The organism is Bacillus sp. 204(2023), assembly GCF_037027505.1.
Lineage (GTDB): Bacteria > Bacillota > Bacilli > Bacillales > Bacillaceae > Bacillus > Bacillus subtilis.
The window spans coordinates 56,443-82,067 of sequence record NZ_JAXCHE010000009.1 but is presented as its reverse complement, the minus strand read 5'-3'; the positions used below and the strand labels follow the sequence as shown (position 1 = coordinate 82,067).

Sequence of the window (25,625 nt, the reverse complement as noted above, 5' to 3'; positions counted from 1 at the left end):
ACCATTCATATATTAAACTATTCTCATAACTATAACGTGATGGTTGGGAGGGATATAGATGGGGCTGAGACTTATCGCATCAGTGAACTAGCGGCACTCGCCGGAGTAACGAAACGGACAGTTGATTATTATACGAATCTTGGTCTGCTTACGCCGGCCAGATCCTGTTCAAATTACCGTTACTACGACGAAAATGCACTCAAACGACTTATATTTATTGTAGATTGCAAGAAGCAGCGATTGGCCCTGTCCGATATTAAAGATCGACTGGAGAACCAGTTTCCCTCTTCAGCTAAACTTGATGATGAAATTGGAAATCTGGCATTAGAAATTGATCATATGAATCAAAACATCTCCGGAATCTTGCATCGGTTTGAACGGCTGAAGCCCGAGGATCGTGACAAGCTGAAAAGCAAACTCCCGCCTGAAAAGCTCGCCGTGTTCCAATCATTTATGCTGCTGTTAAGTTAAAACCATTTTATCTAACAGGAGGTGTTACCTTCATTCTCATTGCTAGAGTGAAGGTTCTAATTGGACATAGTGAATTTGATTTTAGTTGCTGTTTTAATCGCCCTGACGGCATTTTTCGTGGCATCTGAGTTTGCCATTATCAGAATCAGAGGCTCACGGATCGATCAGCTGATCGCGGAAGGAAATAAAGCAGCAATAGCCGTAAAAAAAGTGACCACGCACCTTGATGAATATTTATCTGCGTGTCAGCTCGGAATTACATTGACTTCCATCGGATTAGGGGTTTTAGGTGAATCAACGATCGAAAGGCTGCTTCACCCGCTTTTCGTACAAATGAACGTACCAGGTTCCCTTTCACATGTCATATCGTTTATTTTTGCGTATGCCATTATCACGTTCTTACACGTTGTTGTCGGAGAACTTGCACCTAAGACAGTCGCTATCCAAAAGGCGGAAGCAGTGTCTATGCTGTTTGCGAAACCGCTGATTTGGTTTTACCGCATCGCGTTCCCATTCATTTGGCTTTTGAACAATTCTGCACGGTTATTGACCAAAGCATTTGGCCTGGAGACCGTTTCAGAAAACGAACTGGCTCACTCAGAAGAAGAGCTGCGAATCATTTTGTCTGAAAGCTATAAAAGCGGTGAAATCAACCAATCAGAGTTTAAATATGTAAATAAAATCTTTGAATTTGACGACAGGCTCGCGAAAGAAATTATGATTCCGCGGACCGAAATTGTCAGCCTTCCGCATGATATCAAGATTTCTGAAATGATGGACATCATTCAGATTGAAAAATATACCCGCTACCCTGTGGAAGAGGGCGATAAAGATAACATTATCGGGGTTATTAACATTAAAGAAGTGCTGACCGCCTGCATCAGCGGTGAGGTATCTGTTGATTCCACCATTTCTCAATTCGTCAACCCGATCATTCATGTCATTGAATCTGCGCCGATCCAAGACCTGCTTGTCAAAATGCAAAAAGAGAGGGTCCACATGGCCATTTTGTCTGATGAATACGGCGGTACTGCCGGGCTTGTGACGGTTGAGGACATCATTGAGGAAATTGTCGGTGAAATCCGCGACGAATTTGATATTGATGAAATTAGCGAAATCCGCAAAATCGGCGAAGGCCATTATATTCTTGACGGAAAAGTGTTAATTGACCAAGTAAACGACCTGCTAGGCATCCATTTAGAGAACGAAGAAGTCGATACAATCGGCGGCTGGTTCCTTACTCAAAAATACGATGTTGAAAAAGATGATTCCATCATCGAAGAGGGCTGCGAATTCATCATTAATGAAATTGACGGCCACCACGTCGCATATATTGAAGTGAAAAAGCTTCAAGAAGAAGAACTTCTGGAGACAGCTAACCAGCAGGAAGCATAATAAGAAAAGCACCTTGTATAAGGTGCTTTTCTTATTTTCACAGTTTCAGGGCAATCTCTCAGAACGCCTTATAGCTGATCAAGTTTATTCTCTAGTTCTTTAATCCGCTGATTCAAAGCCTCTGTCATTGCTGCAAGTCTTTCCTTTGAAGGCAGGTGGGCAAAATCAGCCTGGTGAAGAGGCTCACCGATAATCAGCTTCATTTTTCCTTTTTTGAATAATTCTTTTCCGCTTGAAGGGCCCTGATATGCAGCGGGGACAAGCGGTGCTTTCCCCATTTGCGCAATCGTCACCGCACCTCTTTTCAAAGGCACATCCTCAGAGGTTCTTGTTCCGCTTGGGAAGATACCGACGATCTCTCCTTCTTTCAGCAGCTTAATCGGCGTTTTAATACTGCTTGGCCCGGGATTTTCCCGATCTACCGGAAAGGCATGAATTTTCTTCAGAAACGAACCGATCCATTTATTTTGAAAAAGCTCTTTTTTCGCCATGTAGTGTATTTGATAAGGAAGAATCCCGACTCCGAGTGTAATCACATCAACCCAGCCGGAATGTGTACACGCGATGACAAAACCTGAATCGGCCGGAAGGTTTTCTTTGTTATACACCTTCACTCCTCCGCGAAGAGAAAGAATAACTTTTAAAGCATTTGCACAAAACTTATACATATCGCACTTCCTTTGTCGTAATCAATGATTCTTTCTGTCATCTATTATAACAACATTTTTTATTACCTGGTACTAATTTTTAAGATTTCTCCCGTTAAAACGCCAAAAAGCTGAGGATTCGCCCTCAGCTTTTAGATTGTTGATAAAATCATAAAATGGTTTTCATTTTATGATTTTGTCATCTATTCAGCGTGATTGAAAACCCTTGAGTCTAGGAAAGGCGAGCATGGAGCAGACTTTCACAGGATGTGATGACAGCGGTGTTTGGGCAGGACGCCTAAGCATTTAGCCGCTGTCCCTTCATCATTCGTGAGCACCGACGCGCAGGCCTGACAACGAATGCGAGGGTTTGTCGACACGCTGAAAGCTGAGGATTCGCCCTCAGCTTTTGTTATATTTCCTCTCTGGTCGGCGGGGCCATAAACTCCGGTCCGACAGGGTCTGATATCGTATTTTCCAATATAGTATTGATATCTTTCTGATCTTCACTGTTCAGCGTCCAGCCTGTAATTTCAGATAGGGCCTCAAGCTGCCCAGGCTTTCTTGCTCCCCAAAGAGCGATATCCGCTCCCGGCTGATCTAAGATCCATCTGACAGCCAAGTGAATCACTGATTTTCCATAACGTGTCTTCGCCAGCTTATCCAATTGATTGACAGCAGAAAGATACTCTTTAAAGCGGGGCTTCTGGAATTTTGGATCGTGATTACGCAGATCATCGCCCTCAAATGTATACTCTTCGGTCATTTTGCCTGTTAACAGCCCTCTGCATAAACTGCCGTATAATAATGTTGTTATCTTGTTATCTTTCGCATAAGGAAGAACACTCTCTTCCATCTCTCTTTCAAACAGATTATATGGAGGCTGAATCGTATGGAGAGGTGCGACGGCGCGAAATGTATCCATTTGCTCAATTGAAAAATTGCTGACGCCAATCGCCCGGATTTTTCCCGCATCATATAATTCCTTCATGACTTCAGCCGTTTCTTCAATTGGCACAAGCGGATCGGGCCAATGCACCTGATAAAGATCAATATAGTCTGTTTGAAGCCGTTTCAAAGAATTCTCAACTTCCTCTACAATTCTCGCTCTGTTCGCATGGCGGAACAGCTGGTTGTTTTTCCAGTCCAGAGCCGTTTTCGTTGCGAGAATCACCTGGTCTCTTTTGCCGTACTCTTTGATTGCCTTTCCGACGATTTCCTCGGACTGCCCGAAGCCGTAAGCCGGCGCGGTGTCAATCAGTGTAATCCCCTGATCAAGAGCGGCGCGGATTGTTTCAATCGATGTTTTTTCGTCAGTGCCTCCCCACATCGTTCCGCCAATGGCCCATGTGCCGAGACCGATTCTAGAGGCTTCTATTCCTGTATCTGCTATACTGGTATATTCCATTGTGCCACTCCTTCACTTTTTCACTATTTTTTCCCCTCTGGAAAAAATGTTAAACATTTCTCCGCACTATCTTTTGGGGCCATTTTTGGGTACTATATAGTAATGGTGTTTGATTAGGTATAAAAAAGCCGTTTGCATGTAATGTGCAACTTTAAACCTTTCTTATGCGTGTATAACATAGAGGGGAGAAAAGGCAGTGACGATCGATGAAATTTACCAAATGTACATGAATGATGTTTACAGGTTCCTGCTCTCCATGACAAAAGACAAGCATCTTGCTGAAGACTTGCTGCAGGAAACCTTTATGCGGGCATACATACACATTCACTCCTATGATCACAGCAAAGTAAAGCCCTGGCTTTTTCAAGTGGCGCGAAACGCCTTCATTGATTACGTCAGAAAGCATAAGAAAGAAGTAACCATTTCTGATGATTTAATCGGAAGCCTCTTTCAAAATGCTGTTCAAAGTCCTGCCCATCAGGTAGAGATAAAGGAAGTGCTGACTGGTTATATGTCCGAGCTCCCCGATAATTATCGGGAGGCCTTAACGCTATATTATTTAAAAGAGTTAAACTACAAAGAAGCATCCCATATTATGAATATTTCAGAGGCGAATTTTAAAAGTGTTTTATTTCGTGCCAGACAGCGGCTGAAAGCACTTTATAATAGAGGTGTTAATGATGAATGAAGAATTTAAAAAGCGTTTTGATCAATATAAAAATGGGGAAATGAGCGACCAGGAAATGACTGCATTTGAGGAAGAACTTGAGAAGCTCGAAGTATATCAGGAACTGATTGACAGCGAACTCGAGGACGATAACGATTGGGATCTCAGCATCAGTCCTGAAAAACAAAAAGCGATTTTAGCCTACGGCAAACGCAAGTCTTATTTGCGAATTTCTGTGCTTGCCGTCATTTCGACATTGATGATTTTGCCGCTTTGTACGCTGGGAAGCTACCTCTATTACGGAATGGGTGGAAAACACAGCACCGGCAATGAGTTTATGGAAACTGCCGCAGTCACTGTAGCCCTGACCATGCCGAATGTTCTTGTTGATACTTCCGGACTGAAAAGCCAAGTGAAGCTATTTGGAATGAATACGGAATTCCCGCTGCAAAAGCAGATTGGCACGAAGACGGCAGCCGTAGGGAATGAACGGGTTGAAATGTTTTATAACAAAGTAAAAGCGCCGGCAGTAAACTACTATGACTTAGAAGTGAATAAAACCGGCCATTACTTTACACATCCTTCAAACAAGTCTGAACAAACGACCGCAAAAGCAGAAAAAACGTTAAGCACATTGCCTGAAGGAACGGTATCAGAGGTCTACCTTTCATATGACCGTGCATATCCGACAAAAGACGTGTATAACAAATTCAAAGGCTATGATGTGAGCTTTTTGTGGAACGCAATCGAAACAGAGAAAAACACAAATAAGACAGCTTCCACAGAACCTCTTGGCTATCCTGGAAAGGATTCAAAGTTCTTGGCCGCCCTTAATACAAAAGGCAAGTCGAATGGCGATCAGTTTATCAACGCTCTAAAATTCATGTCCAAACACGAAAAATGGGCTCAGGTCATTTCAAAACGGAAAGACCTGAATGTAGATAACCGATTAGATTATGTAGAGAAAAACGGTGTCAATGTATACGGTTCGGTCGTTACAGGGCCAACCAAGGAAATCCAGCGCATGCTGAAAAATAAATCTGTAAAATCAGCGAATGTCGGCGAGGTGGAATTATGGAACTGGTAAGAATTTTTAAAGAACACAATGTATTCGGCTGGATCTCTGTCGGGACAGCGGTTCTGTCCCTGCTGTTGCTGAATTTGGCCATTATCAGCAACGTCACGTTTTATTCCTATCAAATGCTTCCGTTCGCCATGGCTGCCGTTCCGTTCGGCGTTGTTGAACTCTTCATCAAGAGAGGGCGCACAGGTCCAGGCCTGCTCGGCGTCATCCTTAATCTCTTTGTGATTATTTGTGTGTATACCATTGTATCTGTAGATACGAATTTACAGTTTGGCTTTTAAAAAAGACGCCTTTTCAGGCGTCTTTTTTCGTTATACCGGTTTTCGGAACAAATAACTTTCTATAGTAAAACCCATTTTATCTGTATAAAATCGATGTGCGTCTTTACGCTGCAGGCCAGATGAAAGACTGACAAAACCAAGTCCGGCTTTTCTCGCCCAGTCTGAGGCATAATCCAAAAGCATTTTGCCGTATCCCTTTGATCGGCAAGGTGCCGTTGTAACAAGATCCGCAATCCACAAGTGCTCTCCTTTATGAATGGAAACTCTCGGCAGAGCCCCGCACAGCGCTCTGATTGCTGTATTTTCATATAAGGCAAACAGCATATACGATTCTTTCTGCACACAGGCTTCAAGCCTTTGTAAATACGTCTCTATATCCAGTTCTGTTCTCAATTCACTCATAATCGGATACGACTCAGCCCATTCTTCTTTCGAGGTTAATTGTTTCATATGGATCATCTTCCCAATCCCCTTTCCTTTCGTTACAATGATCATAGCTAATAAATGGCATTTGCCAAATAGCCAATATCAGAAAAAATGACCATGCCAGATATAAAGGAGACATGAGATGGATATTACGCCGTTTCTTGATAAAAAGAGCAAAACACCGCTGTATGAGCAGCTCTATAGCTTTTTTAAACAAGAAATTTCACATGCGCGAATCACAAAGGGAACAAGACTTCCGTCAAAACGCAGGCTCTCCAGCTTGCTCGATGTCAGCACGGCAACTATAGAACGGGCTTATGAGCAATTAACTGCTGAGGGCTATGTCAAAAGCAAGCCGAAAATCGGCTGGTTCGCGGCGGAAGTAGAACCAGGATTCCCGACAGCTTCTGAACATTTTCAGCAGTCTGTACAGCCGGGATTACATGAAAAGAACGCACCTGCTATTGACTTCCATCAAGGCAACGTTGATCCGACCCTCTTTCCCTTTAACGCATGGAGAAAAAGCATAGTAAAAAGTCTTGATCGCTATTCCGGATCGTTTCACACCTCTGGCGACCCTCAAGGAGAATACGAACTCAGGCACATGATTGCCCGATTCATCAGGCTGTCTCGGGGAGTAAATTGCGAACCCGGCCAGATTATCATCGGCGCAGGAACCACCTTGCTTCTGCAAATTCTTTGCCTTTCGCTAAAGCCAGGTACAAAAATCGGCTTTGAAGAACCGGGCTTTCACCGTTCAAGAAGGATGTTTGAAGCAAATCACATGGATGTCACTCCGATTTGTTCTGATGCAGAAGGCGTCCTGCCGGATGAGCTCTGCCGTCAGAATCCTTATCTCATGTATACGACTCCTTCGCATCAGTTTCCGATTGGGACCATTATGACGATTACCCGCAGACAGGAACTGCTGGCATGGGCGGCAGAAACAAATTCATTCATTATAGAAGATGATTACGATGGAGAATTTCGCTACAGCGGCCATCCCATTCCGTCTTTACAGGGTCTTGATCCGAATGGCAGAGTCATATATCTGGGCACTTTTTCAAAGTCACTTCTGCCTTCCTTGCGGCTCAGCTTCATGATTGTGCCCCATGAACTCATGGACCCGATCAAAAACAATGCTCAGTTAATGAAGCAGACCGTCTCTGTCCACTCGCAATTGGCACTGGCAGACTTCATCGAAACCGGAGAGTGGCAAAAACACATAAATAGAATGAGAAGCTTATACCGAAAAAAACACGCTGTCCTGTTAGAAGCCATCCGCTCTGAACTAGGAAACACCGTTGAGATTCTCGGTAAAAACTCGGGGCTTCACATCCTGCTGCGCCTTTTGTTTCCAGCAAGTGAGGAAGAAGCAATACAAGCAGCCGCAGACCACGGTGTAACCATCTATCCCGTGTCTCCCTCATATAAAGAACAGACGCCTTTTGCTTCTGTCTTAATCGGTTATGGCGGTTTGTCAGAAGAGGACATCAGGCTCGGCATCCAAAAACTGAAAACGGCATGGGCACCGTTGATATCATCTTATTAAATAAAAAACAGGCCCCGGAAACGGAGCCTGTTTTTTAAAAAGATAAAATTCCGATTAAATTTAAGAACACGATAATAATGGCAAGCGGCACGATAAAACGAAGCAAATAAAACCACGTGTAAAAGAATGCTTTACCTGCATTTGATCCATTTCGCATTTCAGCCAAGAGTTCGCTTTTCGAAATTTTCAGCGGGATAAATAGAGAAATTAACAGAGCGCCTGAAGGCATCAAAACATTGCTGACGGTAAAATCGGCAATATCAAAAAACGTTTTGCCAAATAGGTGCACATCACTCAAAACGCCATAAGACAAGCAGCATGGGATTCCGACCAAAAAGATCAAAAGCCCGCTCGTCCATGACAGTTTTTTTCTCTTCTTTTCGTCCCCTTTTCCGATTGTGGCAACGATAATTTCAACCATCGAAAATGCTGAGGTTAAGGCTGCAAATAAAAACGCAACGAGAAAACCGATAAAAAACAACGTGCCGAACGGAAGCTGTTCAAAAACGGCCGGAAGCACTGTAAACAGCAGTGTCGGTCCTTCATTTGGCTGAAAACCGAATGAGAAAACCGCCGGAAAAATAGCCAAACCTGCCAAGAGTGTCACAATGATATTCATCAAGACAATGGAGGCTGCCGAACGAGGGATATTTTGTGTTTTCGGCAAATAGGAGCTGTAGGTCACCATCACCGAAACCCCCAGTGTTAACGTAAAGAAGGCCTGTCCCAGCGCGAATAATATGGATTCCGGAGTCAGATCGCCGAAATGAGGCACAAGCAGAAACTTTACGCCTTCCATTGCACCATTAAGCGTAAGAGACCGAAGAACGAGCAGAATAAACAATAAAAACAAAATCGGCATCATCACCGCGCTTACCCGTTCAATCCCTTTTTGAACCCCTCTTGCGACAACGAGTACAGTCAGTGCCATAAAGACAAGCTGAGCCGCGAGCGTCTGCACCGGATTTTGGATAATAGAAGCAAAAAGAGCGCCATACTGTGCTTGAGAAAGCCCGGACAGTGAGCCTGACGCCGTTTTTACGATATACAGCAAAATCCATCCCCCAATTACACTGTAAAACGACAGCACTAAGAAACACGCGGCTACGCCGATCCACCCCGTAAGAAACCAAGCTGATCGCGGCGCTTCTTTTTTATATGCATCAATGGCATTCGTCTGGTTCCGTCTTCCAAAAATAAATTCCCCCACCAAAAGCGGATAGCCTAAGAGGATGGTAAATAACACGAAGATAAGAAAAAAGGCTCCTCCCCCATTGGTCCCCGCTACGTAAGGGAATTTCCAAATCGCGCCCAAGCCGATAGCCGAGCCGGCCGCTGCCATGACGAAACCAATTTTCGAAGCCCATTGGACTGGTTTTTGCTCAGACAATAAACGTCACTTCCTTTCCAGCCTATATTATCTCTTATTTTTGTCTTCATTTCTATAGATTCATTTGCCAGGAACAGAAAAGAGAGCGGCCTGTATGGCCGCTCTCTTTATCAAAAGGTTATTGATTTAATTTTGAATGCTTTCTTGAATACAGAAAATAGATTACCAAACCGATTAGCAGCCACACTAGGAAGCGGACAATCGTCACCCATCCCAGATTTAAAATCAAGAACAGGCAGAACAGAATCGCCAGGCCTGGGATCACGGGAACTCCCGGGCATTTAAAGGCTCTCGGAAGATCCGGCTGTTTCTTTCTCAAAACGATAACTGCCACAGAAATCAGGACAAATGCCGACAGCGTCCCGATGTTTACCAGCTTTGCAAGTTCATCCAGCGGAACAAGTGAGCCGAGAAGCGCCGACATCGTTCCGAAAAACCAAGTGGCTACATAAGGTGTTTTGTGCTTTGGATGCACTTTAGAAAGTGAACCCGGCACAAGTCCGTCACGCGACATGGCAAACATGACGCGGGTCTGCCCGTAAAGCATCACGAGCATAACTGTTGTCATTCCCAGCACGGCGCCAATATCAATGATGCCTGCCACCCAATTTTGCCCTGCGCTTTGAAGAACAAGAGAAACCGGATGATCCACACCCGCAAATTGAGCAAACGGGATAACCCCAGTCATGATTGCTGATACGGTGACATATAAAATCGTGCAGACCAGTAAAGAGAAAATAATGCCTTTAGGCAGATCTTTCGCGGGATTTTTCGTCTCTTCCGCAGCAGAGGATACAGCGTCAAATCCGATAAAAGCAAAGAATACGAGCGCCGCTGCACTGAACACGCCGCCAAAGCCCATTGGCATAAACGGCTGCCAGTTGTGCGGCTTCACGTAAACGGCTGCCACTGCGATAAACAGCAGAACAACCAGTATCTTCAAGATAACCATGATATTGTTGACTCTTTTTGATTCTTTGATGCCTAAATAAAGCAAATATGTGATCGCCATTACAATGACGAATGCAGGAAGATTAAACAGGGTAAAGGTGCCTTTCACTGCGCCCGGTGCCGCTGTTAAAGCAACCGGAAGATGAATGCCGAGCCCTGATAAAAACGATTGGAAATAACCAGACCAGCCGACCGACACTGCACTTACCGCCAGCATGTATTCTAAAATTAAATCCCACCCGATAATAAAGGCCATAAGCTCTCCCAATGTCGCATAAGTGAATGTATACACCGAACCTGAAACAGGCACACTTGACGCAAATTCCGCGTAAGACAGGGCGGCGAATAAACAAGCCAGCGCCGCCACAACAAATGAAATGGTCAGTCCGGGACCTGCCGTGACTGCACCTGTTCCCGTCAGAACAAAAATTCCTGTACCAATAATGGCGCCGATTCCAAGCAACGTTAAATCAAATGCCCCTAATTCTCTTTTTAAAGATTTTTCCCCGCTCGTCGCAGCGATTAAATCCTGAATACTTTTCTTCCTAAAAACGCTCCCTTTCATTCCCCTTCAACTCCCGATCATCTATTTTTATATGTTTTATTTGAATTTTCTGAATTCATGAGTGACAATGGTCATTTTTCTTTTTTTCTACTATATTTGTACTGGTCGCGAATCATTCCTTTCTCCTACTCAATATTATATATAAAATTGCAAAAATGAAAACAAAATTGTTAGAAAAATCGACAAATTTTTTATTTTTAAATTTTTTCCATACAAAAAAAACCAGCTCTGGAGCTGGTTTTTCGTTGATTACGTTGAAATAAAACGGCCGCCATTCACATGAATGGTCTGCCCTGTCATATAGGAAGATTCGTCAGACGCCAGCAGAACATAGGCGCCTGCATGCTCAACCGGCTGTCCCGGTCTTCCCATTGGGGTATCCAAGCCGTGCTGCTTCACTTTTTCCTCAGGGAATGTCGCCGGAATAAGTGGTGTCCAAATCGGACCGGGCGCCACCGCATTCACTCTGATGCCTTTATCTGCAAGCGACTTCGCCATGGAACGCGTAAAGGAAACAATCGCACCCTTTGTGCTGGAATAATCAATTAACGCCGTATCCCCTTCATAAGCGGTAATCGATGTCGTATTAATAATGGCACTCCCCTCTTGCAGGTGAGGCAAAGCTTTCTTCGTCATATGAAACATGGAAAAAATATTTGTGCGAAAGGTTTTTTCCAGCTGTTCTGTTGAAATATTGAGAATGCTGTCCTGGGGATGCTGTTCAGCGGCGTTGTTCACTAAGATATCGAGTTTACCAAAATGGTCCACTGTTTGCTGCACAGCTTGTTCACAATGGTTCTCGTCCCCGACATCTCCCGGGATAAGCAGGCAGCGGACATTCTCCTTTTCGATCCGTTTACGTGTTTCCTCTGCGTCCGAATGCTCGTCTAAGTATAGAATGGAGATATCAGCCCCCTCTTTAGCAAAGGCAATAGCTGCTGCTCTCCCTATTCCGCTGTCGCCTCCAGTAATGATCGCGACTTTTCCTTTCAGTTTTCCTCTTCCTCGATAATCCTCGTCCTCTGACAGCGGCAGCGGATTCATTTTTGACTCAATGCCCGGCTGTCTGTCCTGATGCTGCGGTTCTTGTCCTTCTGTTTGTCTGTCCATTGGGTTCACATTCATCACTCCTAGACATGTGGTTGATACTGAACGTTACCACACGACAGAAATGAATAAACGCCAAAATATGTTATGAAAGAACTTCCTCGGGAATGGCACCGGTATATTTCGCTGACGGGCGGAAAATCATGTTGTTTTCTGCTTGTTCCAGCACATGGGCGCACCACCCTACCATTCGGCTTGCTGAAAAGGTCGGAGTAAACAATTCATCGTCAAAATCGATGGCCTTCATCACTGCAGCCGCGTAAAATTCAACATTTGTGTACAGCTTTCGTCCCGGTTTGTAGATTTCAAGCAAACGAATCGCTTCTGCTTCTACATGCAGCGCAAGATCAAGATCACGGTCATTGCCGGCCACCTGTTCTGCTTTCTGTCTCAAAGCTTCTGCCCGCGGGTCTTTTGTTTTGTACACCCTGTGGCCGAATCCCATCAAGCGCTCTCCTTTTTCGAGTTTTTCTTTCAGATATGCTTCAGCATGTTCTTTTTCTCCAATGTCTTCAAGCATTTTTGTCACCGCAGAAGGAGCGCCTCCGTGCAGCGGACCTTTCATCGTGCCGAGAGCAGCCGTGACGGCTGACACTAAATCACTCTCTGTAGATAACGTGACTCGTGCTGAAAAAGTGGATGCGTTCATGCCGTGCTCCATGGCCAGAATCATATAGGTTTCAAGCGCTTTCTTTTTTGCCTCTGAAGACTGTTCACCTGTGAGCATATAATAGTAGTTTTCGACATGTCCGTACTGGGAAGAAGGTGCAATTGCTTGTTCACCGCGCGTCCATCTTTTTCTGTATGCAATGATGGAAGGCGTGATTGCAATCAGCCGGATTGCTTCTTCTGTTTTCGGATGGAATGTGTACGTATTTTCCCCCAATGCTGAAACAACCGTTCTCAGCACCGACATATCGTCCATGTTGTTTGGCAGTGATTGAATCAAGCGCTCAATATGTTCCGGAAGATTCCGTTCCGCAGCCAGCTTATCTTTAAATACCTGCAATTCTTCAGTTGAAGGCAGTTTTCCAAATAAAATCAAATAAGCCGCTTCTTCAAAGCAATGATTCAGTGCGATGTCTTTTGCATGATGTCCTCTGTAAATCAGACGCCCTTTTTCACCATCAATATGGCTGATGGATGTTTCTACACATGAAATTCCCTTTAATCCGTAATGTACCATTTGTATTCCCCCTATCCTTTTCTGTTATTATAGTAAATATAATATTTAAAAAATAATGAATATTTTAAAGGGAATTAATTAAAAATATTAATCAGAAGGAGAATAGAAATGGATTTCAAATGGCTTCACACCTTTGTGACCGCTGCAAAATATGAGAACTTCCGAAAAACGGCGGAAACGCTTTTCTTATCTCAGCCTACTGTGACCGTACATATCAAGCAATTAGAAAAAGAAATCAGCTGCAAGCTGTTCGAGCGTAAAGGCAGGCAAATCCAGCTGACTGATGAAGGCAGGGCGTATTTGCCGTATGCGCTCAGGCTTCTTGATGATTATGAAAACAGCATGGCAGAGCTTCACAGAGTGAGACAAGGCTACTCTCAAACCTTACAGCTCGCGGTTTCTCCGCTTATTGCAGATACTGTGCTTCCTTCTGTCATGAAACGGTACACAGCAATGAATACGGAAACAGAAATGGCGGTTACGATTTTCGAATCAGCGGAAATCGCGTCACTGATTAAAGCGGGGGAAGCAGATATCGGACTAAGCTGTTTAAAGGTACAGTCTTCATCTTTAAGCTGCCACTGCTTATACAAAGACCCTGTCGTCCTTGTTGCCCCGCCCGATAAGCGTTTCATAGAAGACAACGAAATTGATGCCAAAGAGGTGCTCGAACAATACCTGCTTTTGACCCACAATCATCCTGATTACTGGGACGACTTGCTCCGTCAAGTCAGAATGACATTTCCATTTGTGAGAACAATGAAGGTCACTCAAACACATATAACGAAACGGTTTATCAAGGAAGGACTCGGAGTTTCATTTCTGCCTTTATCTACAGTAAAGCGTGAGTTAGCAGAGAAACAGATGATCAGAATTCCTTATCAGTCTGTACAGCTGCCCTATGCTGGCGCTTACGCCATTGCCCTTTATGAAAATAAGAAAGAAAAAAAATTCTTGGATTTTTTATCACATTTTCATTTTTAGGAGCAACCAAAACGCCTGTGCTCCGTCTAATGAAAAAAACCCGTTCCAATGAACGGGTTTTCTCTAAAAATTAGAATCTTTTCGCACCGAGGTAACGAGGCTTCCAGTAGCTGTTGTTCAGGCTGCTGATTTGTACGCCGTCAGATCCTGCATGAATGAAACTGTTGTTTCCAATGTAAATCCCCATGTGAGAAGGGCCGGATTTATATGTTGTGAAGAAGACGAAATCACCAACAGACGGGCTGGCAATGCTCTTCATAGAACTCCAGTATCCTGCAGTGCTTGTTCTACCCACACTTGTTTGTTTATTCAGTACGTACCAAATGAATCCGCTGCAGTCAAAGCCGGAAGTTGTCGTTCCGCCCCATTTATATGGCGTTCCGACTAACGCTTTTGCATCAGAAACCAGTTTGCTCACATTAAGTGATGTAGATGACGTTTTGCTGCTTGAAGATGATGAAGATGAAGCAGGTTTTGAGCTGCTTGTGCTTGTTCCTTTCACCTTCAATACTTGGTTGACATAGATTACATCTGATTTTAAGCCGTTTAAGCTTTTTAATTTGCTAACCGTAGTGCCGTATTTGCTCGCAATTTTAGAAAGGCTGTCTCCGCTCTTCACTTTATAAGTAGACGTTGAAGACGATGACACTTTTGATGAGCTGGAGCTGCTTGAACTAGTTGAACCTTTCAGTTTCAGGACTTGTCCAACACGAAGCAAATCTGATTTTAAGCCATTCAGCTTCTTCAGTTCATTGATTGTCATGCCGTATTTTTTTGAAATTTTCCAAAGGCTGTCCCCGCTCTTTACTTTGTATGTAGAAGAAGAGGAAGAGGAGCTGCTGCTTTTTGAACTTGTAGATTTGCCGTTAATCGATAAAGTTTGTCCCACATAAATAATGTCTGTACGAAGGTGGTTCTCTGATTTAATTTTACTGATCGTTGTGTCGTATTTTCTTGAAAGATCCCATAACGTGTCGCCTTTTTTCACCTTAATGCTTTGTGCAGATGCCGCTCCTGCAAATAACGTCGATCCTAAAACAACTGCTGTCGTAGCTGTAATGATTTGCTTTTTCATATTTTCCTCCCCAAATGTTAACTCTCTATATATGTATCTCTTTTTTTAAATTAATCTTATTGATTTCTATTATAAGGATAGATTCCCATCAGAAATAGTCTTGACTTCATGTGACAAATTTCTTAATTATTCGTTCTAAAAAAAAGTTTTTAAGGGTATTAAATATTTCATTTTCGTTGCAAAGGTGACAAAAAACGAGTGCTTTTGTCATGTTTTATGGGATGTTTTTCAACATAAAGGAAATAAATGAAAAACTTTCGGGGTCGGCTCACATATCGGAAAAATGAGTGATAAAGAATATTCGAGGAGAGCTGCGGTTATCCGCAGTTTTTTTATTTAAACAAACATATCATGCAAAGACAGAGAGGTAAAGATTTTTCTGAAAAATGAATGCTTTACATCAAATAAGGAAAGATAACGAAAAGCGTTTTTTCATTTCCTTACAAGGCTTTACTTATTGTTTACATGATCAACAGCCGCATTTAACAAAATTTCCCTAATATGATAAACGGAATACATTAAAGGAGGCATGAAAAAAATGAGTTTGTTTCAAAATATGAAATCAAAACTTCTGCCAATCGCCGCTGTTTCTGTCCTTACAGCTGGAATCTTTGCCGGAGCTGAGCTGCAGCAAACAGAAAAGGCCAGCGCCAAAAAACAAGACAAAGCTGAGATCAGAAATGTCATTGTGATGATAGGCGACGGCATGGGGACGCCTTACATAAGAGCCTACCGTTCCATGAAAAATAACGGTGACACACCGAATAACCCGAAGTTAACAGAATTTGACCGGAACCTGACAGGCATGATGATGACGCATCCGGATGACCCTGACTATAATATTACAGATTCAGCAGCAGCCGGAACAGCATTAGCAACAGGCGTTAAGACATATAACAATGCAATTGGCGTCGATAAAAACGGGGAAAAAGTGAAATCTGTACTTGAAGAGGCCAAGCAGCAAGGCAAGTCAACAGGGCTTGTCGCCACGTCTGAAATTAACCACGCCACTCCAGCCGCATATGGCGCCCACAATGAATCACGGAAAAACATGGACCAAATCGCCAACAGCTATATGGATGACAAAATAAAAGGCAAACATAAAATAGACGTGCTGCTCGGCGGCGGAAAATCTTATTTTAACCGCAAGGACAGAAACTTGACAAAGGAATTCAAACAAGCCGGCTACAGCTATGTGACAACGAAACAAGCATTGAAAAAAAATAAAGATCAACAGGTGCTCGGGCTTTTCGCAGATGGAGGGCTTGCTAAAGCGCTCGACCGTGACAGTAAAACACCGTCTCTCAAAGACATGACGGTTTCAGCAATTGATCGCCTGAACCAAAATAAAAAAGGATTTTTCTTGATGGTCGAAGGGAGCCAGATTGACTGGGCGGCCCATGACAATGATACAGTAGGAGCTATGAGCGAGGTTAAAGATTTTGAACAGGCCTATAAAGCCGCGATTGAATTTGCGAAAAAAGACAAACATACACTTGTGATTGCAGCTGCTGACCATACAACCGGCGGCTTTACCATTGGCGCAAACGGGGAAAAGAATTGGCACGCAGAACCGATTCTCTCCGCTAAGAAAACACCTGAATTCATGGCCAAAAAAATCAGTGAAGGCAAGCCGGTTAAAGATGTGCTCGCCCGCTATGGCAATCTGAAAGTCACATCTGAAGAAATCAAAAGCGTTGAAGCAGCTGCACAGGCTGACAAAAGCAAAGGGGCCTACAAAGCCATCATCAAGATTTTTAATACTCGCTCCAACAGCGGATGGACGAGTACCGATCATACCGGCGAAGAAGTACCGGTATACGCGTACGGCCCCGGAAAAGAAAAATTCCGCGGATTGATTAACAATACGGACCAGGCAAACATCATATTTAAGATTTTAAAAACTGGAAAATAAAAAGGATGCAGAACGCTGCATCCTCTTTTTTATAAATATCTGCGGTGAACACCTTTTCCGTCGTACGAAAACATGACTTCCTTATCCTCAAGCACAGACTCAATGTGCACGCTTCTTCCCCAAAGCTGGAATAAATAAGGGAGCACTTTCTCCAAATATTTCAAATCTAACTCTATACCCTCATACCAATGCTTAATATAGAGTTCGTTATTTTTCATATAATCGCCGTCGTTTACTGTCAAATATGGAAAACCGCCATTTACCCGCATGCTTACGAGCTGGTCGCGCACCGACTTCCACTGTTTATCGATGATTTTATAATCTCGGCCCTGTTTTTGAAACAAATAAAGATCCTCGCGCATGACTAATTCTTTGGTTAAATAATTGCGGATGAAAGAGATATCAGATTCAATCTCCCTGACCTCAAACATTTTCTCCCGGCCGGAGTCAGGCTGCACGCCCATTTTCTTCATTTCCTCCGTCGGGTTGTTGTACCTCTCCTCAATGTCTTCAAATATTTTTAGCCCTAAATAATAAGGATTAATACCTGTTTTGGACGGCTGAACGACACCTGCATTCAGCTTGGCGAACTCGATCGCTTCATCAGAGGTTAAATCAAGCTCACGTATAATTCGCTGGTGCCAATAGGAAGCCCAGCCCTCATTCATAATCTTGGTTTCCAGCTGAGGCCAGAAATAAAGCATTTCCTCTCTCATCATCGTTAATATATCACGCTGCCATGGCTCCAGCTCCCGGGAATGCTCCTCGATAAAAAGCAGGATATCTTTTTCAGGCCGCGGCGGGAACGGTTTTTTCGATTTTTTCACTTGTTTTTTCGGTTTCTTTTCATCCAAAGACCATAGATCATCGTAAGGCGTGGCTGCCTCTTCAATCTCCTCTTCCTCATCATCCACACTCCATTGGAGCTTTGGTCGGACCAACGACGGATCGATATGCTCCTGAATCGAAAGGATCGCATCTAAAAAAGATTCGACTTCTTTAATCCCGTGAACCTGTTCATAGTGTTTTATCCGTTCAGCTGTTGCCGCCATGCTTTCCACCATATCGCGCTTCGTGTTTTGGAAACGGCAGTTGTTTTTGAAGAAATCGCAATGGGCAAGAACGTGTGCGACAATCAATTTATTTTGGATCAGTGAGTTGCTGTCCAGCAAAAAAGCGTAGCATGGATCTGAGTTAATGACCAGCTCATAGATCTTACTTAACCCTAGATCATAGTGCAGCTTCATCTTATGAAACTGCTTGCCGAAGCTCCAGTGGCTGAATCTTGTCGGCATCCCGTACGCGCCAAATGTATAAATAATTTCAGCCGGGCAGATTTCATATCTCATCGGGTAGAAATCAAGGCCGAATCCTTTTGCAATTTCGGTAATTTCCTCAATTGCCCGCTGTAATCCCTTCTTCTCCTCCGCGTTCAACCGAATCCCCCCTACTTGGACTTATCTATAATGTATGAGCCCACCATACAAAAGATGATAGTCTCACTCGGGCAAGAAAAAATTCCCCCGGCACATTCATCTGTTTGCTTATTGGATCAGTGGGTAAACACACACCATACTACGAAAAAGGAGCGATACCAATTGAATGTAGCAGACGTGCTTTCTTCTTATCTCAGTAAGCTGCCAAACGTAATCATTGCTTTACTCGTCTTATTAATCGGCTGGGCTATTGCTAAAATCATTGAAAAAGCGGTATACAAAGGACTCAGCAAAACAAAAATCGACGACAAGCTCTTTGCTGGGAAAAAGCCTTCACGCTATTCCTCGGAAAAAGTCATAAGCAAGGTCGTTTATTTTATCGCACTGATCATCGTCTTTATTTTATTCTTTAACATTTTGCACCTGACAACAGTGGCATCGCCGTTTGTCAGTATGCTTTCGGCGATTGCAGCCGCGATCCCAAGCGTGCTGAAAGCTGGACTCATTCTGCTGTTAGGATGGGCTGCAGCCTCTGTTTTGAGCTTCCTTGTCAAAAAAATCGGGATGAAGCTGAACACGAGTGACAAACTGCGCAAGTGGAATTTGGTGTCTGAAGGAAAAGATATTCACCAGGCTGTCAATACCGCTTCACAAATTGTCTTTTATCTCGTGCTGCTTGTTTTTCTGCCAGGGGTCTTATCTTCTTTGAAAATCAGCGGCATTTCAGGTCCTTTTACAAATATGATGGAAAGCGTGCTCGCTTTTCTGCCGAAATTATTTGCAGCGGCGCTTATCGTATTAATCGGCTGGCTTGTTGCCCGCCTTGTCCGTGATATCATTACGAATTTCCTTGCAAGCATCGGCACGGAAAGATTCGCGGCACGTATGGGTTTATCAATTTACTTAAAAGACACAAGCCTTTCAGCAGTCATCGGAACAATCGCTTATGTGCTGATTATGATTCCGGTGGTCATTTCAGCGCTTGATCAGCTGGATGTCGCTGGCATTTCAAAACCAGCTGTCTCTATGCTGAATACGATTTTAAACATGCTTCCGAACATCATGATTGCCATCGTGCTTGTTTTAGCGGGTATCTGGACAGGAAAATGGGTGAAATCCATGGTGTCCGGACTGCTCCATCGCGCAGGCTTTGATTCTGTCTTAGGGAAAATGGGCATGGAAGCCGGAACGCCTGCAAAGCTGTCCTTGTCTCAAGTTGTCGGTATGATTGCGCAAATCATTGTCATTCTGCTCTTTACAGCTGAGGCGCTTCAAATTGTTCGGCTGCACTTCCTCGTAGAAATTGCCACCGGCATCATCGCGTATCTGCCGAATGTCCTTGTCGCCGTATTCATTCTCGGACTCGGCCTTTACGCAGGAGAATTGGTGAGAAAAGTGCTCTCAAGCATGATAAAAGGCCAGGAATTCAAGTCTTTAGCGCCTATTGCTAAATATACGATTATCGCACTTGCTTTCTTTATGGCCCTGGATCAGCTTGGTGTCGCTGCGACAATCGTCAATTCCGCGTTCATCATCGTACTTAGCGGCTTCGCACTCGCTTTTGGTTTATCCTTCGGCCTTGGCGGTAAGGATTTTGCATCACGTTATCTGTCTACATTTGAACGCAAAATGCAAAACACAGAAATCGAAAAAAACCGTAAAAACCAAAATCCGCCGAATGACATGTAAGCAAAAAACATGCACCCAGCTGGGTGCATGTTTTTTAATTCCTTTTTTTTCATTTTTCAATCGATTATGATAAGATATAGAAAATGTCTTATTCTGAGGTCTTATTATGAAGTTAACCAATTATACAGATTATTCATTAAGAGTGTTGATTTTTCTGGCTGCAGAGCGTCCCGGAGAACTTTCAAATATAAAACAGATTGCCGAAACGTATTCTATTTCAAAAAATCATCTCATGAAAGTCATATACAGGCTCGGCCAGCTCGGCTACGTAGAAACGATACGCGGACGGGGCGGCGGCATACGATTAGGCATGGAACCTGAAGACATCAACATCGGTGAGGTTGTCAGAAAAACGGAGGACGATTTTAATATTGTTGAATGTTTTGATGCGAACAAGAATCTCTGCGTTATTTCCCCGGTTTGCGGCTTAAAACATGTGCTGAATGAAGCGCTTTTGGCCTACCTCGCAGTTTTAGACAAATACACACTGCGCGACCTCGTCAAAAACAAAGAAGATATCATGAAGCTTTTAAAAATGAAGGAATAGATCAAGATTCCTTCTTTTTTTATGCCCTTTTTCCCCCTTATTGTTAAGATAATTTGGCTATTTTTATAAAAAGGCAAAACGATGAGACAAATGTGCCGATATAAAAAAGAAACAGCAAATGCAAAATCATTGGGGGAAAAAGGAGAGCTAAGATGAAAAAGAAATTAGCAGCAGGGCTGACAGCATCTGCGATTGTCGGCACAACTTTAGTAGTGACACCAGCTGAAGCAGCAACGATCAAGGTCAAAAGCGGAGATTCTTTATGGAAACTGGCCCAAACCTATAACACAAGTGTGGCGGCCCTCACATCCGCCAATCATCTTTCGACTACTGTTCTGTCGATCGGCCAGACGCTTACTATTCCAGGCAGCAAATCCAGCACTTCTTCATCTACTTCAAGCTCAACAACCAAGAAGAGCGGAAGTTCTGTTTACACAGTGAAAAGCGGAGATTCACTTTGGCTGATCGCAAATGAGTTTAAAATGACGGTGCAGGAACTGAAAAAATTAAACGGACTAAGCAGCGATTTAATTCGTGCTGGGCAGAAATTAAAGGTGTCCGGTACTGTTTCTTCAAGTTCCAGTACAAAAAGCAGTTCCAATAAGAGTTCAAGCTCCAGTTCAAAAAGCAGTTCTAATAAGAGTTCAAGTTCTTCATCTTCTACGGGAACATATAAGGTGCAGCTTGGAGATTCACTTTGGAAAATTGCAAACAAAGTCAATATGTCCATCGCTGAATTGAAGGTCTTGAACAACTTAAAATCAGACACCATTTACGTGAATCAGGTGTTGAAAACAAAATCAAGCGGCTCTGATACGTCTTCTAAAGACAATTCATCCAAATCGAACCAAACTTCAGCAACAACTAAATATACCGTTAAAAGCGGTGATTCACTTTGGAAAATCGCAAATAACTATAACCTGACTGTACAGCAAATCCGAAATATCAACAATCTGAAATCAGATGTGCTTTACGTTGGACAAGTATTGAAGCTGACAGGTAAAGCATCTTCAGGCTCTTCATCATCGTCGTCTTCTTCGTCAAATGCAAGCTCCGGCACGACGACTACATACACGGTGAAAAGCGGTGATTCCTTATGGGTGATTGCTCAAAAATTTAATGTAACAGCTCAGCAGATTCGTGAGAAAAACAATTTAAAAACGGATGTCTTGCAGGTTGGCCAAAAGCTGGTCATTTCCGGAAAAGCTTCATCATCGTCTTCATCCGGTTCTTCAAACACCACCAGCTCAACGAGTGCGAAGATTAACACAATGATTTCGGCCGCTAAAGCGCAGCTTGGGGTTCCGTATCGCTGGGGAGGCACGACACCGTCCGGGTTTGACTGCAGCGGATTCATTTACTATGTACTGAACAAAGTCACATCCGTATCTAGATTAACGGCAGCGGGATATTGGAACACAATGAAATCAGTTAGCCAGCCTGCTGTCGGAGATTTCGTTTTCTTTACAACATATAAAGCCGGCCCTTCCCACGTTGGAATTTACCTAGGCAACGGGGAATTCATAAATGCCAACGATTCCGGAGTTGTCATTTCCAATATGAACAACTCTTACTGGAAACAGCGCTATCTCGGTGCAAAACGATATTTCTAAAAACAGAAACTGTGCGGCCTTAACGGCTGTACAGTTTTTTATTAGAGCCTAAAGACGTTGATGCTGATCATATGATTTGTCACCGGATGAAAATAGACTTCGGCCCGAACAGAAAAAGTGTCATCTTTCTGTCTGACTGTCACCCGAAAGACATCTTTCGTCTGCTGATCATTCACCTCTGTACGCCCCATATAAGCATAATCAGAAAATGAAGCGCCCTTATATTCATCCTGAATTTTGCTCCAGGCAAGCTGTTCCCACTTTTGAACGGACTCGTTTGTGTCCGTTGAATGACCTTTTGCAGCCATTGACACGATAATCAATCCGCAAAAAAGAAGCGCGATGGTATACGGCAGGGATTTCATTTTTTCAGTCTCCTGTACCCAGAATATATTCCCTCATAGGTTTACCAAAAGCGATATCTTCATTCAGGCATTTTGATTTTATGTCTCCCTCATATTGCTACCCCTTTACTACCGCAGACGCCAAGTTTTGCCCCGTCAATAACAGAGGATGCGGCATAAACTAATCATGAACTTCTCACCCAAGAAAGGAGAAGCGATTCATGGATTATGCCGATTACGATAAAGCGCTTTATTACACCCATCGTTCTCAATGGGATAATTTATTAATTTTAATGGTGCGTACAGAGGACGATTTGTTGTCAAAACGAATTGAGCATTTTCTGCATGCGTATCATTTTGAACAGGATTACGCCGTTTTAGAAAAGATGCTGTATTCCCTTCTCCGTTATATTGATCATGCCACAGAGCTGACTTATGAAGATCAAATAGCCCTTCTCACATAAACAAATCCCGGCGCTTAGACGCCGGGATTTCCTGCTTTTGCGAACATGCTGAGTTCTTCGACAAGCTCTTTTAAGCTTTCCTTAATGTTTTCAGCCACTGTAGCATTTTCAACATCAATATGCACCGGATCAAGCACCAGCTGCTTCGGAATGACATTGGCGTAGACACCCCGCATCACAGTTCTCATATTGTTCAGCGCATTGATGCCGCCTTTTCCGCCTCCCGCTACTGCCAATAATGCAACGGGCTTATATTTGAATTGTTCGCTGCTTAGAAAATCCAATGCATTTTTTAAAGCGCCGCTCATGCCGCTGTGATATTCAGGCGATAATAATACAATCGCATCCGCTTTCGTAACGCGTTGCTTAAGCTCCTGTACTTTCAACAGTTCAGATTGTTCCGCTTCACCGTTAAAAACGGGCAATACAAACTCGCTTAGATCAATCAAATCCGTGTGATACAGAGCTGCAATATAGGATGCTGCAATTCTTGTTCTGCCATGTTTTCTTGGCGTGCCATTTATGACTAACATGTTCATTTTAAGATCTCTCCATTCAGATTATATTTCACTGCGAAAAGCGCTGCTTGCGTGCGATCGGCCACTTCAAGTTTTGCTAAAAGATTCGATACATGGGTTTTTACTGTTTTTTCTGAAATAAACAAGGATGCTGCGATTTCTTTATTGCTTTTCCCGTTCGCTATTTCAGTCAGAACGTCTTTTTCCCTTCTTGTTAATTGATAGTATTTTTCTTTTTCCGGGTCGTGCTGATTTTTCATATGTGTCAGCACATGGGGCATAATAGCTGTAGAAAGCTTGTATTCGCCAGCATGCACTTGTCTTAGTGTTTTCACCAATTCCTCGGGCTCCGTATCCTTTAATTGATACGCCTTCGCGCCTGCCTGAAGCGCGGGGATGACGTGCTCCTGATCAGAGTAGCTCGTCAGCACAATGATATTCGTCTCCGGAAATTGCTGTATTGCTTTTTTAATGGCTTGAATGCCGTCCATCTCGGGCATAGACAGATCCATTAGCACAAGATCCGGCTTTGTCTCTTCGATGACACGGAGAGCTTCTATTCCAGTTGCAGCTTCTCCGACAACTTCAATATCATCCTGGGTGGCAAAGAAAAAACGCAGACCCTTTCTGACAACATGATGATCATCAGCAATGACAATTTTCATACCGCCCCTCCTTTTCGGCTTGTTAGCGGAAGCCTGATGGACAGCTTTGTTCCAGTTCCAAGCGCTGACTCAATCCAAAACTTAGCTCCGGCTTTTTCCGCTCGTTCTTTCATACCCTTGATGCCAAGTGAAGGCAGATCGGCATGCGCTTCATAGCGAAATCCTGCCCCATGATCGATGATATCCAGCTCCGCATGGCACAAAGAAGCAGTCAGACTAACATACGCCGTATCCGTTCCGGCATGCTTTTTGCAGTTATTTAAAGCTTCCTGTACGACACGCCATAGCATATGCTCCTGCTCATCAGTCAGAACAGGACAGCCTTTTTGTGTAAAAATGATCTTCAATCCAATGAGCGCACCATAGCTTTTAATGGCTTCAGCCAGCCCTTTTTCCAATCCTCCGGGGCGAAGCTGCCAAATTAACGCTTTCATTTCTGCGAGCGCGTCCTGTGATAGGTTTTGGATGAAATCAATCATCTGCTGTAAATTTTCATCTTTTGTTAGTGTCTTCGCAGCTTTGGCAGTTAAACTGACGGAAAACAGCATTTGATTGACTGAATCGTGAAGCTCCTGAGCGAGGCGGTTACGCTCCATTAAAAGAGCATTTTTTTGTTGATATTCAGAAAGCCTCATACGCTGGATTGCCGTTCCGATCTGAAAGGCGACAGACTCGAGTAAATGCAGCTCTTCCTCATCAAACATGGTTTTTCCGGCCCCCGCTACATTTAACAATCCGAATCTTCTGTCCCCGTCTTCTAAAGGCACAGTTGCATGATGCGTAATTCCTTCTGTGTCAAAACAATGCAGTTTTTCTGCTGATTCGATGCGTTTGCAGTTCATGATATTTGCAGCCTTTCTAAGCCCTCCGTTATTGAATTTCGTCAGGCAGTAACACTCCCCTTCGCACATCAGCACTTTTTCCTTGCGGCTTAAAGCCGGGGGCAGATAAGCGTCGGCCGCTAACGTATAAGACCCATCTTCTTCGATCAGAAAAATCCATCCGGATTGAAGGTTTGTCAGACTCAGCAACTCTTTTAAAACCTCATCCAGTGTTGCTTTGATATCGTGCCCTTGATTTAAGGTTTCCGCAATCGTTTTCAGCGTTTTTAATTTTTCCATCCCCGTTTTGCTCACGTTTCTCACTCCGGCATTGATCTTGTATTTAAGATTATACCAGTTTTTTGTATTTCATTACTTCACTGATGGGATGATTTTCTTTCAGACTTTTGGATGAGAAAAAGAA

Annotated in this window: 25 protein-coding genes; 12 read left to right on the top strand and 13 right to left on the bottom strand. The window is 43.5% G+C overall.

All coding sequences use genetic code 11. From position 1 onward, the window contains the following. Positions 1-39 precede the first annotated feature (39 nt). Positions 40-471: a Cu(I)-responsive transcriptional regulator gene (cueR, locus tag WA279_RS17155; RefSeq protein ID WP_010886460.1), complete on the top strand. Its 432-nt coding sequence runs from the start codon at positions 40-42 to the stop codon at positions 469-471. 60 nt (positions 472-531) lie between these two features. Next, on the top strand, positions 532-1,866 hold the full coding sequence (locus tag WA279_RS17150; RefSeq protein WP_009966903.1) for a hemolysin family protein: 1,335 nt from the start codon (positions 532-534) through the stop codon (positions 1,864-1,866). Positions 1,867-1,934: 68 nt separating this feature from the next. Here WA279_RS17150 and WA279_RS17145 read toward each other — a convergent pair whose 3' ends face one another. Together WA279_RS17145 and akrN are read right to left on the bottom strand one after the other, a co-directional pair. After that, positions 1,935-2,534 carry a 1-acylglycerol-3-phosphate O-acyltransferase gene (locus tag WA279_RS17145; protein ID WP_003233335.1) on the bottom strand — a complete coding sequence of 200 codons (600 nt, stop codon included), beginning with the start codon at positions 2,532-2,534 and terminating at the stop codon, positions 1,935-1,937. 391 nt (positions 2,535-2,925) lie between these two features. Further along, positions 2,926-3,921: an aldo/keto reductase AkrN gene (gene akrN, locus WA279_RS17140; RefSeq protein ID WP_003245422.1), complete on the bottom strand. Its 996-nt coding sequence runs from the start codon at positions 3,919-3,921 to the stop codon at positions 2,926-2,928. Between the two features lie 196 nt (positions 3,922-4,117). Here akrN and sigM point away from each other — a divergent pair, with 196 nt between their 5' ends. Genes sigM through WA279_RS17125 form a run of 3 tightly spaced genes read left to right on the top strand, consistent with a single transcriptional unit; the run spans position 4,118 to position 5,953 of the window. After that, positions 4,118-4,609: an RNA polymerase sigma factor SigM gene (sigM, locus tag WA279_RS17135; protein ID WP_003224177.1), complete on the top strand. Its 492-nt coding sequence runs from the start codon at positions 4,118-4,120 to the stop codon at positions 4,607-4,609. Next, a complete protein-coding gene (locus tag WA279_RS17130) occupies positions 4,599-5,675 on the top strand; it encodes an anti-sigma factor (RefSeq protein ID WP_010886459.1) in 1,077 nt (358 codons plus the stop codon). Before sigM ends, WA279_RS17130 begins: the two co-directional genes overlap by 11 nt. After that, positions 5,663-5,953: an anti-sigma-M factor gene (locus tag WA279_RS17125; protein WP_003233341.1), complete on the top strand. Its 291-nt coding sequence runs from the start codon at positions 5,663-5,665 to the stop codon at positions 5,951-5,953. Before WA279_RS17130 ends, WA279_RS17125 begins: the two co-directional genes overlap by 13 nt. 30 nt (positions 5,954-5,983) lie before the next feature. Here WA279_RS17125 and WA279_RS17120 read toward each other — a convergent pair whose 3' ends face one another. Further along, positions 5,984-6,412: a GNAT family N-acetyltransferase gene (locus WA279_RS17120; protein WP_009966899.1), complete on the bottom strand. Its 429-nt coding sequence runs from the start codon at positions 6,410-6,412 to the stop codon at positions 5,984-5,986. 109 nt (positions 6,413-6,521) lie between these two features. On the opposite strand from WA279_RS17120, the gene pdxR reads away from it, so the two are divergent. After that, positions 6,522-7,931 carry a MocR-like pyridoxine biosynthesis transcription factor PdxR gene (gene pdxR, locus WA279_RS17115; RefSeq protein ID WP_336156105.1) on the top strand — a complete coding sequence of 470 codons (1,410 nt, stop codon included), beginning with the start codon at positions 6,522-6,524 and terminating at the stop codon, positions 7,929-7,931. A gap of 34 nt (positions 7,932-7,965) precedes the next feature. Here the strand turns inward: pdxR and WA279_RS17110 are convergent, their stop codons facing one another. From WA279_RS17110 to citA, 4 genes are all read right to left on the bottom strand, one after another. Beyond that, positions 7,966-9,321, bottom strand: coding sequence for a sodium-dependent transporter (locus WA279_RS17110; RefSeq protein ID WP_003245615.1), 1,356 nt, complete (start codon positions 9,319-9,321; stop codon positions 7,966-7,968). Positions 9,322-9,439: 118 nt separating this feature from the next. Further along, positions 9,440-10,837 carry a branched-chain amino acid transporter BcaP gene (gene bcaP, locus WA279_RS17105; RefSeq protein ID WP_003245791.1) on the bottom strand — a complete coding sequence of 466 codons (1,398 nt, stop codon included), beginning with the start codon at positions 10,835-10,837 and terminating at the stop codon, positions 9,440-9,442. Positions 10,838-11,086: 249 nt separating this feature from the next. Continuing rightward, positions 11,087-11,956, bottom strand: a complete 870-nt coding sequence (locus WA279_RS17100) for an SDR family oxidoreductase (RefSeq protein WP_336156102.1) — start codon at positions 11,954-11,956, stop codon at positions 11,087-11,089. Positions 11,957-12,029: 73 nt separating this feature from the next. Then, entirely contained in the window at positions 12,030-13,130 is a 1,101-nt protein-coding gene (gene citA, locus WA279_RS17095) for a citrate synthase CitA (protein ID WP_336156100.1), read from the bottom strand. Between the two features lie 108 nt (positions 13,131-13,238). On the opposite strand from citA, the gene citR reads away from it, so the two are divergent. Next, complete coding sequence (citR, locus tag WA279_RS17090) at positions 13,239-14,114, top strand: transcriptional regulator CitR (protein ID WP_003233357.1); 876 nt, start codon at positions 13,239-13,241, stop codon at positions 14,112-14,114. A 70-nt stretch (positions 14,115-14,184) separates the two neighbouring features. Here citR and lytE read toward each other — a convergent pair whose 3' ends face one another. Continuing rightward, entirely contained in the window at positions 14,185-15,189 is a 1,005-nt protein-coding gene (lytE, locus tag WA279_RS17085) for a peptidoglycan endopeptidase LytE (protein ID WP_251188503.1), read from the bottom strand. Between the two features lie 529 nt (positions 15,190-15,718). Between lytE and phoA the strand changes: the two genes are divergently transcribed. Beyond that, on the top strand, positions 15,719-17,104 hold the full coding sequence (phoA, locus tag WA279_RS17080; protein WP_336156098.1) for an alkaline phosphatase PhoA: 1,386 nt from the start codon (positions 15,719-15,721) through the stop codon (positions 17,102-17,104). A 29-nt stretch (positions 17,105-17,133) separates the two neighbouring features. Here the strand turns inward: phoA and spoVR are convergent, their stop codons facing one another. Next, positions 17,134-18,540 (bottom strand): stage V sporulation protein SpoVR, encoded by a 1,407-nt coding sequence (spoVR, locus tag WA279_RS17075; protein WP_014479295.1) that lies wholly within the window; start codon positions 18,538-18,540, stop codon positions 17,134-17,136. Between the two features lie 162 nt (positions 18,541-18,702). Here spoVR and WA279_RS17070 point away from each other — a divergent pair, with 162 nt between their 5' ends. The 3 genes from WA279_RS17070 to lytF all read left to right on the top strand — a co-directional run bounded on the left by WA279_RS17070 (position 18,703) and on the right by lytF (position 22,389). Next, positions 18,703-20,229: a mechanosensitive ion channel gene (locus WA279_RS17070; RefSeq protein ID WP_442894668.1), complete on the top strand. Its 1,527-nt coding sequence runs from the start codon at positions 18,703-18,705 to the stop codon at positions 20,227-20,229. A gap of 106 nt (positions 20,230-20,335) precedes the next feature. Next, a complete protein-coding gene (gene nsrR / locus WA279_RS17065) occupies positions 20,336-20,776 on the top strand; it encodes a nitric oxide-sensing transcriptional repressor NsrR (protein ID WP_014479293.1) in 441 nt (146 codons plus the stop codon). 152 nt (positions 20,777-20,928) lie between these two features. After that, positions 20,929-22,389, top strand: coding sequence for a peptidoglycan endopeptidase LytF (lytF, locus tag WA279_RS17060; RefSeq protein WP_038829247.1), 1,461 nt, complete (start codon positions 20,929-20,931; stop codon positions 22,387-22,389). Positions 22,390-22,430: 41 nt separating this feature from the next. On the opposite strand, the gene WA279_RS17055 is transcribed toward lytF, so the two are convergent. Next, positions 22,431-22,754: a YqzG/YhdC family protein gene (locus WA279_RS17055; RefSeq protein ID WP_014476269.1), complete on the bottom strand. Its 324-nt coding sequence runs from the start codon at positions 22,752-22,754 to the stop codon at positions 22,431-22,433. A gap of 200 nt (positions 22,755-22,954) precedes the next feature. On the opposite strand from WA279_RS17055, the gene WA279_RS17050 reads away from it, so the two are divergent. Continuing rightward, positions 22,955-23,197 carry a YhdB family protein gene (locus WA279_RS17050; RefSeq protein WP_003233373.1) on the top strand — a complete coding sequence of 81 codons (243 nt, stop codon included), beginning with the start codon at positions 22,955-22,957 and terminating at the stop codon, positions 23,195-23,197. A gap of 14 nt (positions 23,198-23,211) precedes the next feature. Here the strand turns inward: WA279_RS17050 and yhdA are convergent, their stop codons facing one another. Genes yhdA through yhcY form a run of 3 tightly spaced genes read right to left on the bottom strand, consistent with a single transcriptional unit; the run spans position 23,212 to position 25,516 of the window. Beyond that, a complete protein-coding gene (yhdA, locus tag WA279_RS17045; protein ID WP_029726342.1) occupies positions 23,212-23,736 on the bottom strand; it encodes an FMN-dependent NADPH-azoreductase in 525 nt (174 codons plus the stop codon). After that, positions 23,733-24,380 (bottom strand): two-component system response regulator YhcZ, encoded by a 648-nt coding sequence (yhcZ, locus tag WA279_RS17040; protein WP_038428674.1) that lies wholly within the window; start codon positions 24,378-24,380, stop codon positions 23,733-23,735. The genes yhdA and yhcZ overlap by 4 nt, the downstream gene beginning before the upstream one ends. Then, positions 24,377-25,516 (bottom strand): two-component system sensor histidine kinase YhcY, encoded by a 1,140-nt coding sequence (yhcY, locus tag WA279_RS17035; RefSeq protein WP_336156093.1) that lies wholly within the window; start codon positions 25,514-25,516, stop codon positions 24,377-24,379. The genes yhcZ and yhcY overlap by 4 nt, the downstream gene beginning before the upstream one ends. Positions 25,517-25,625: the final 109 nt, after the last annotated feature.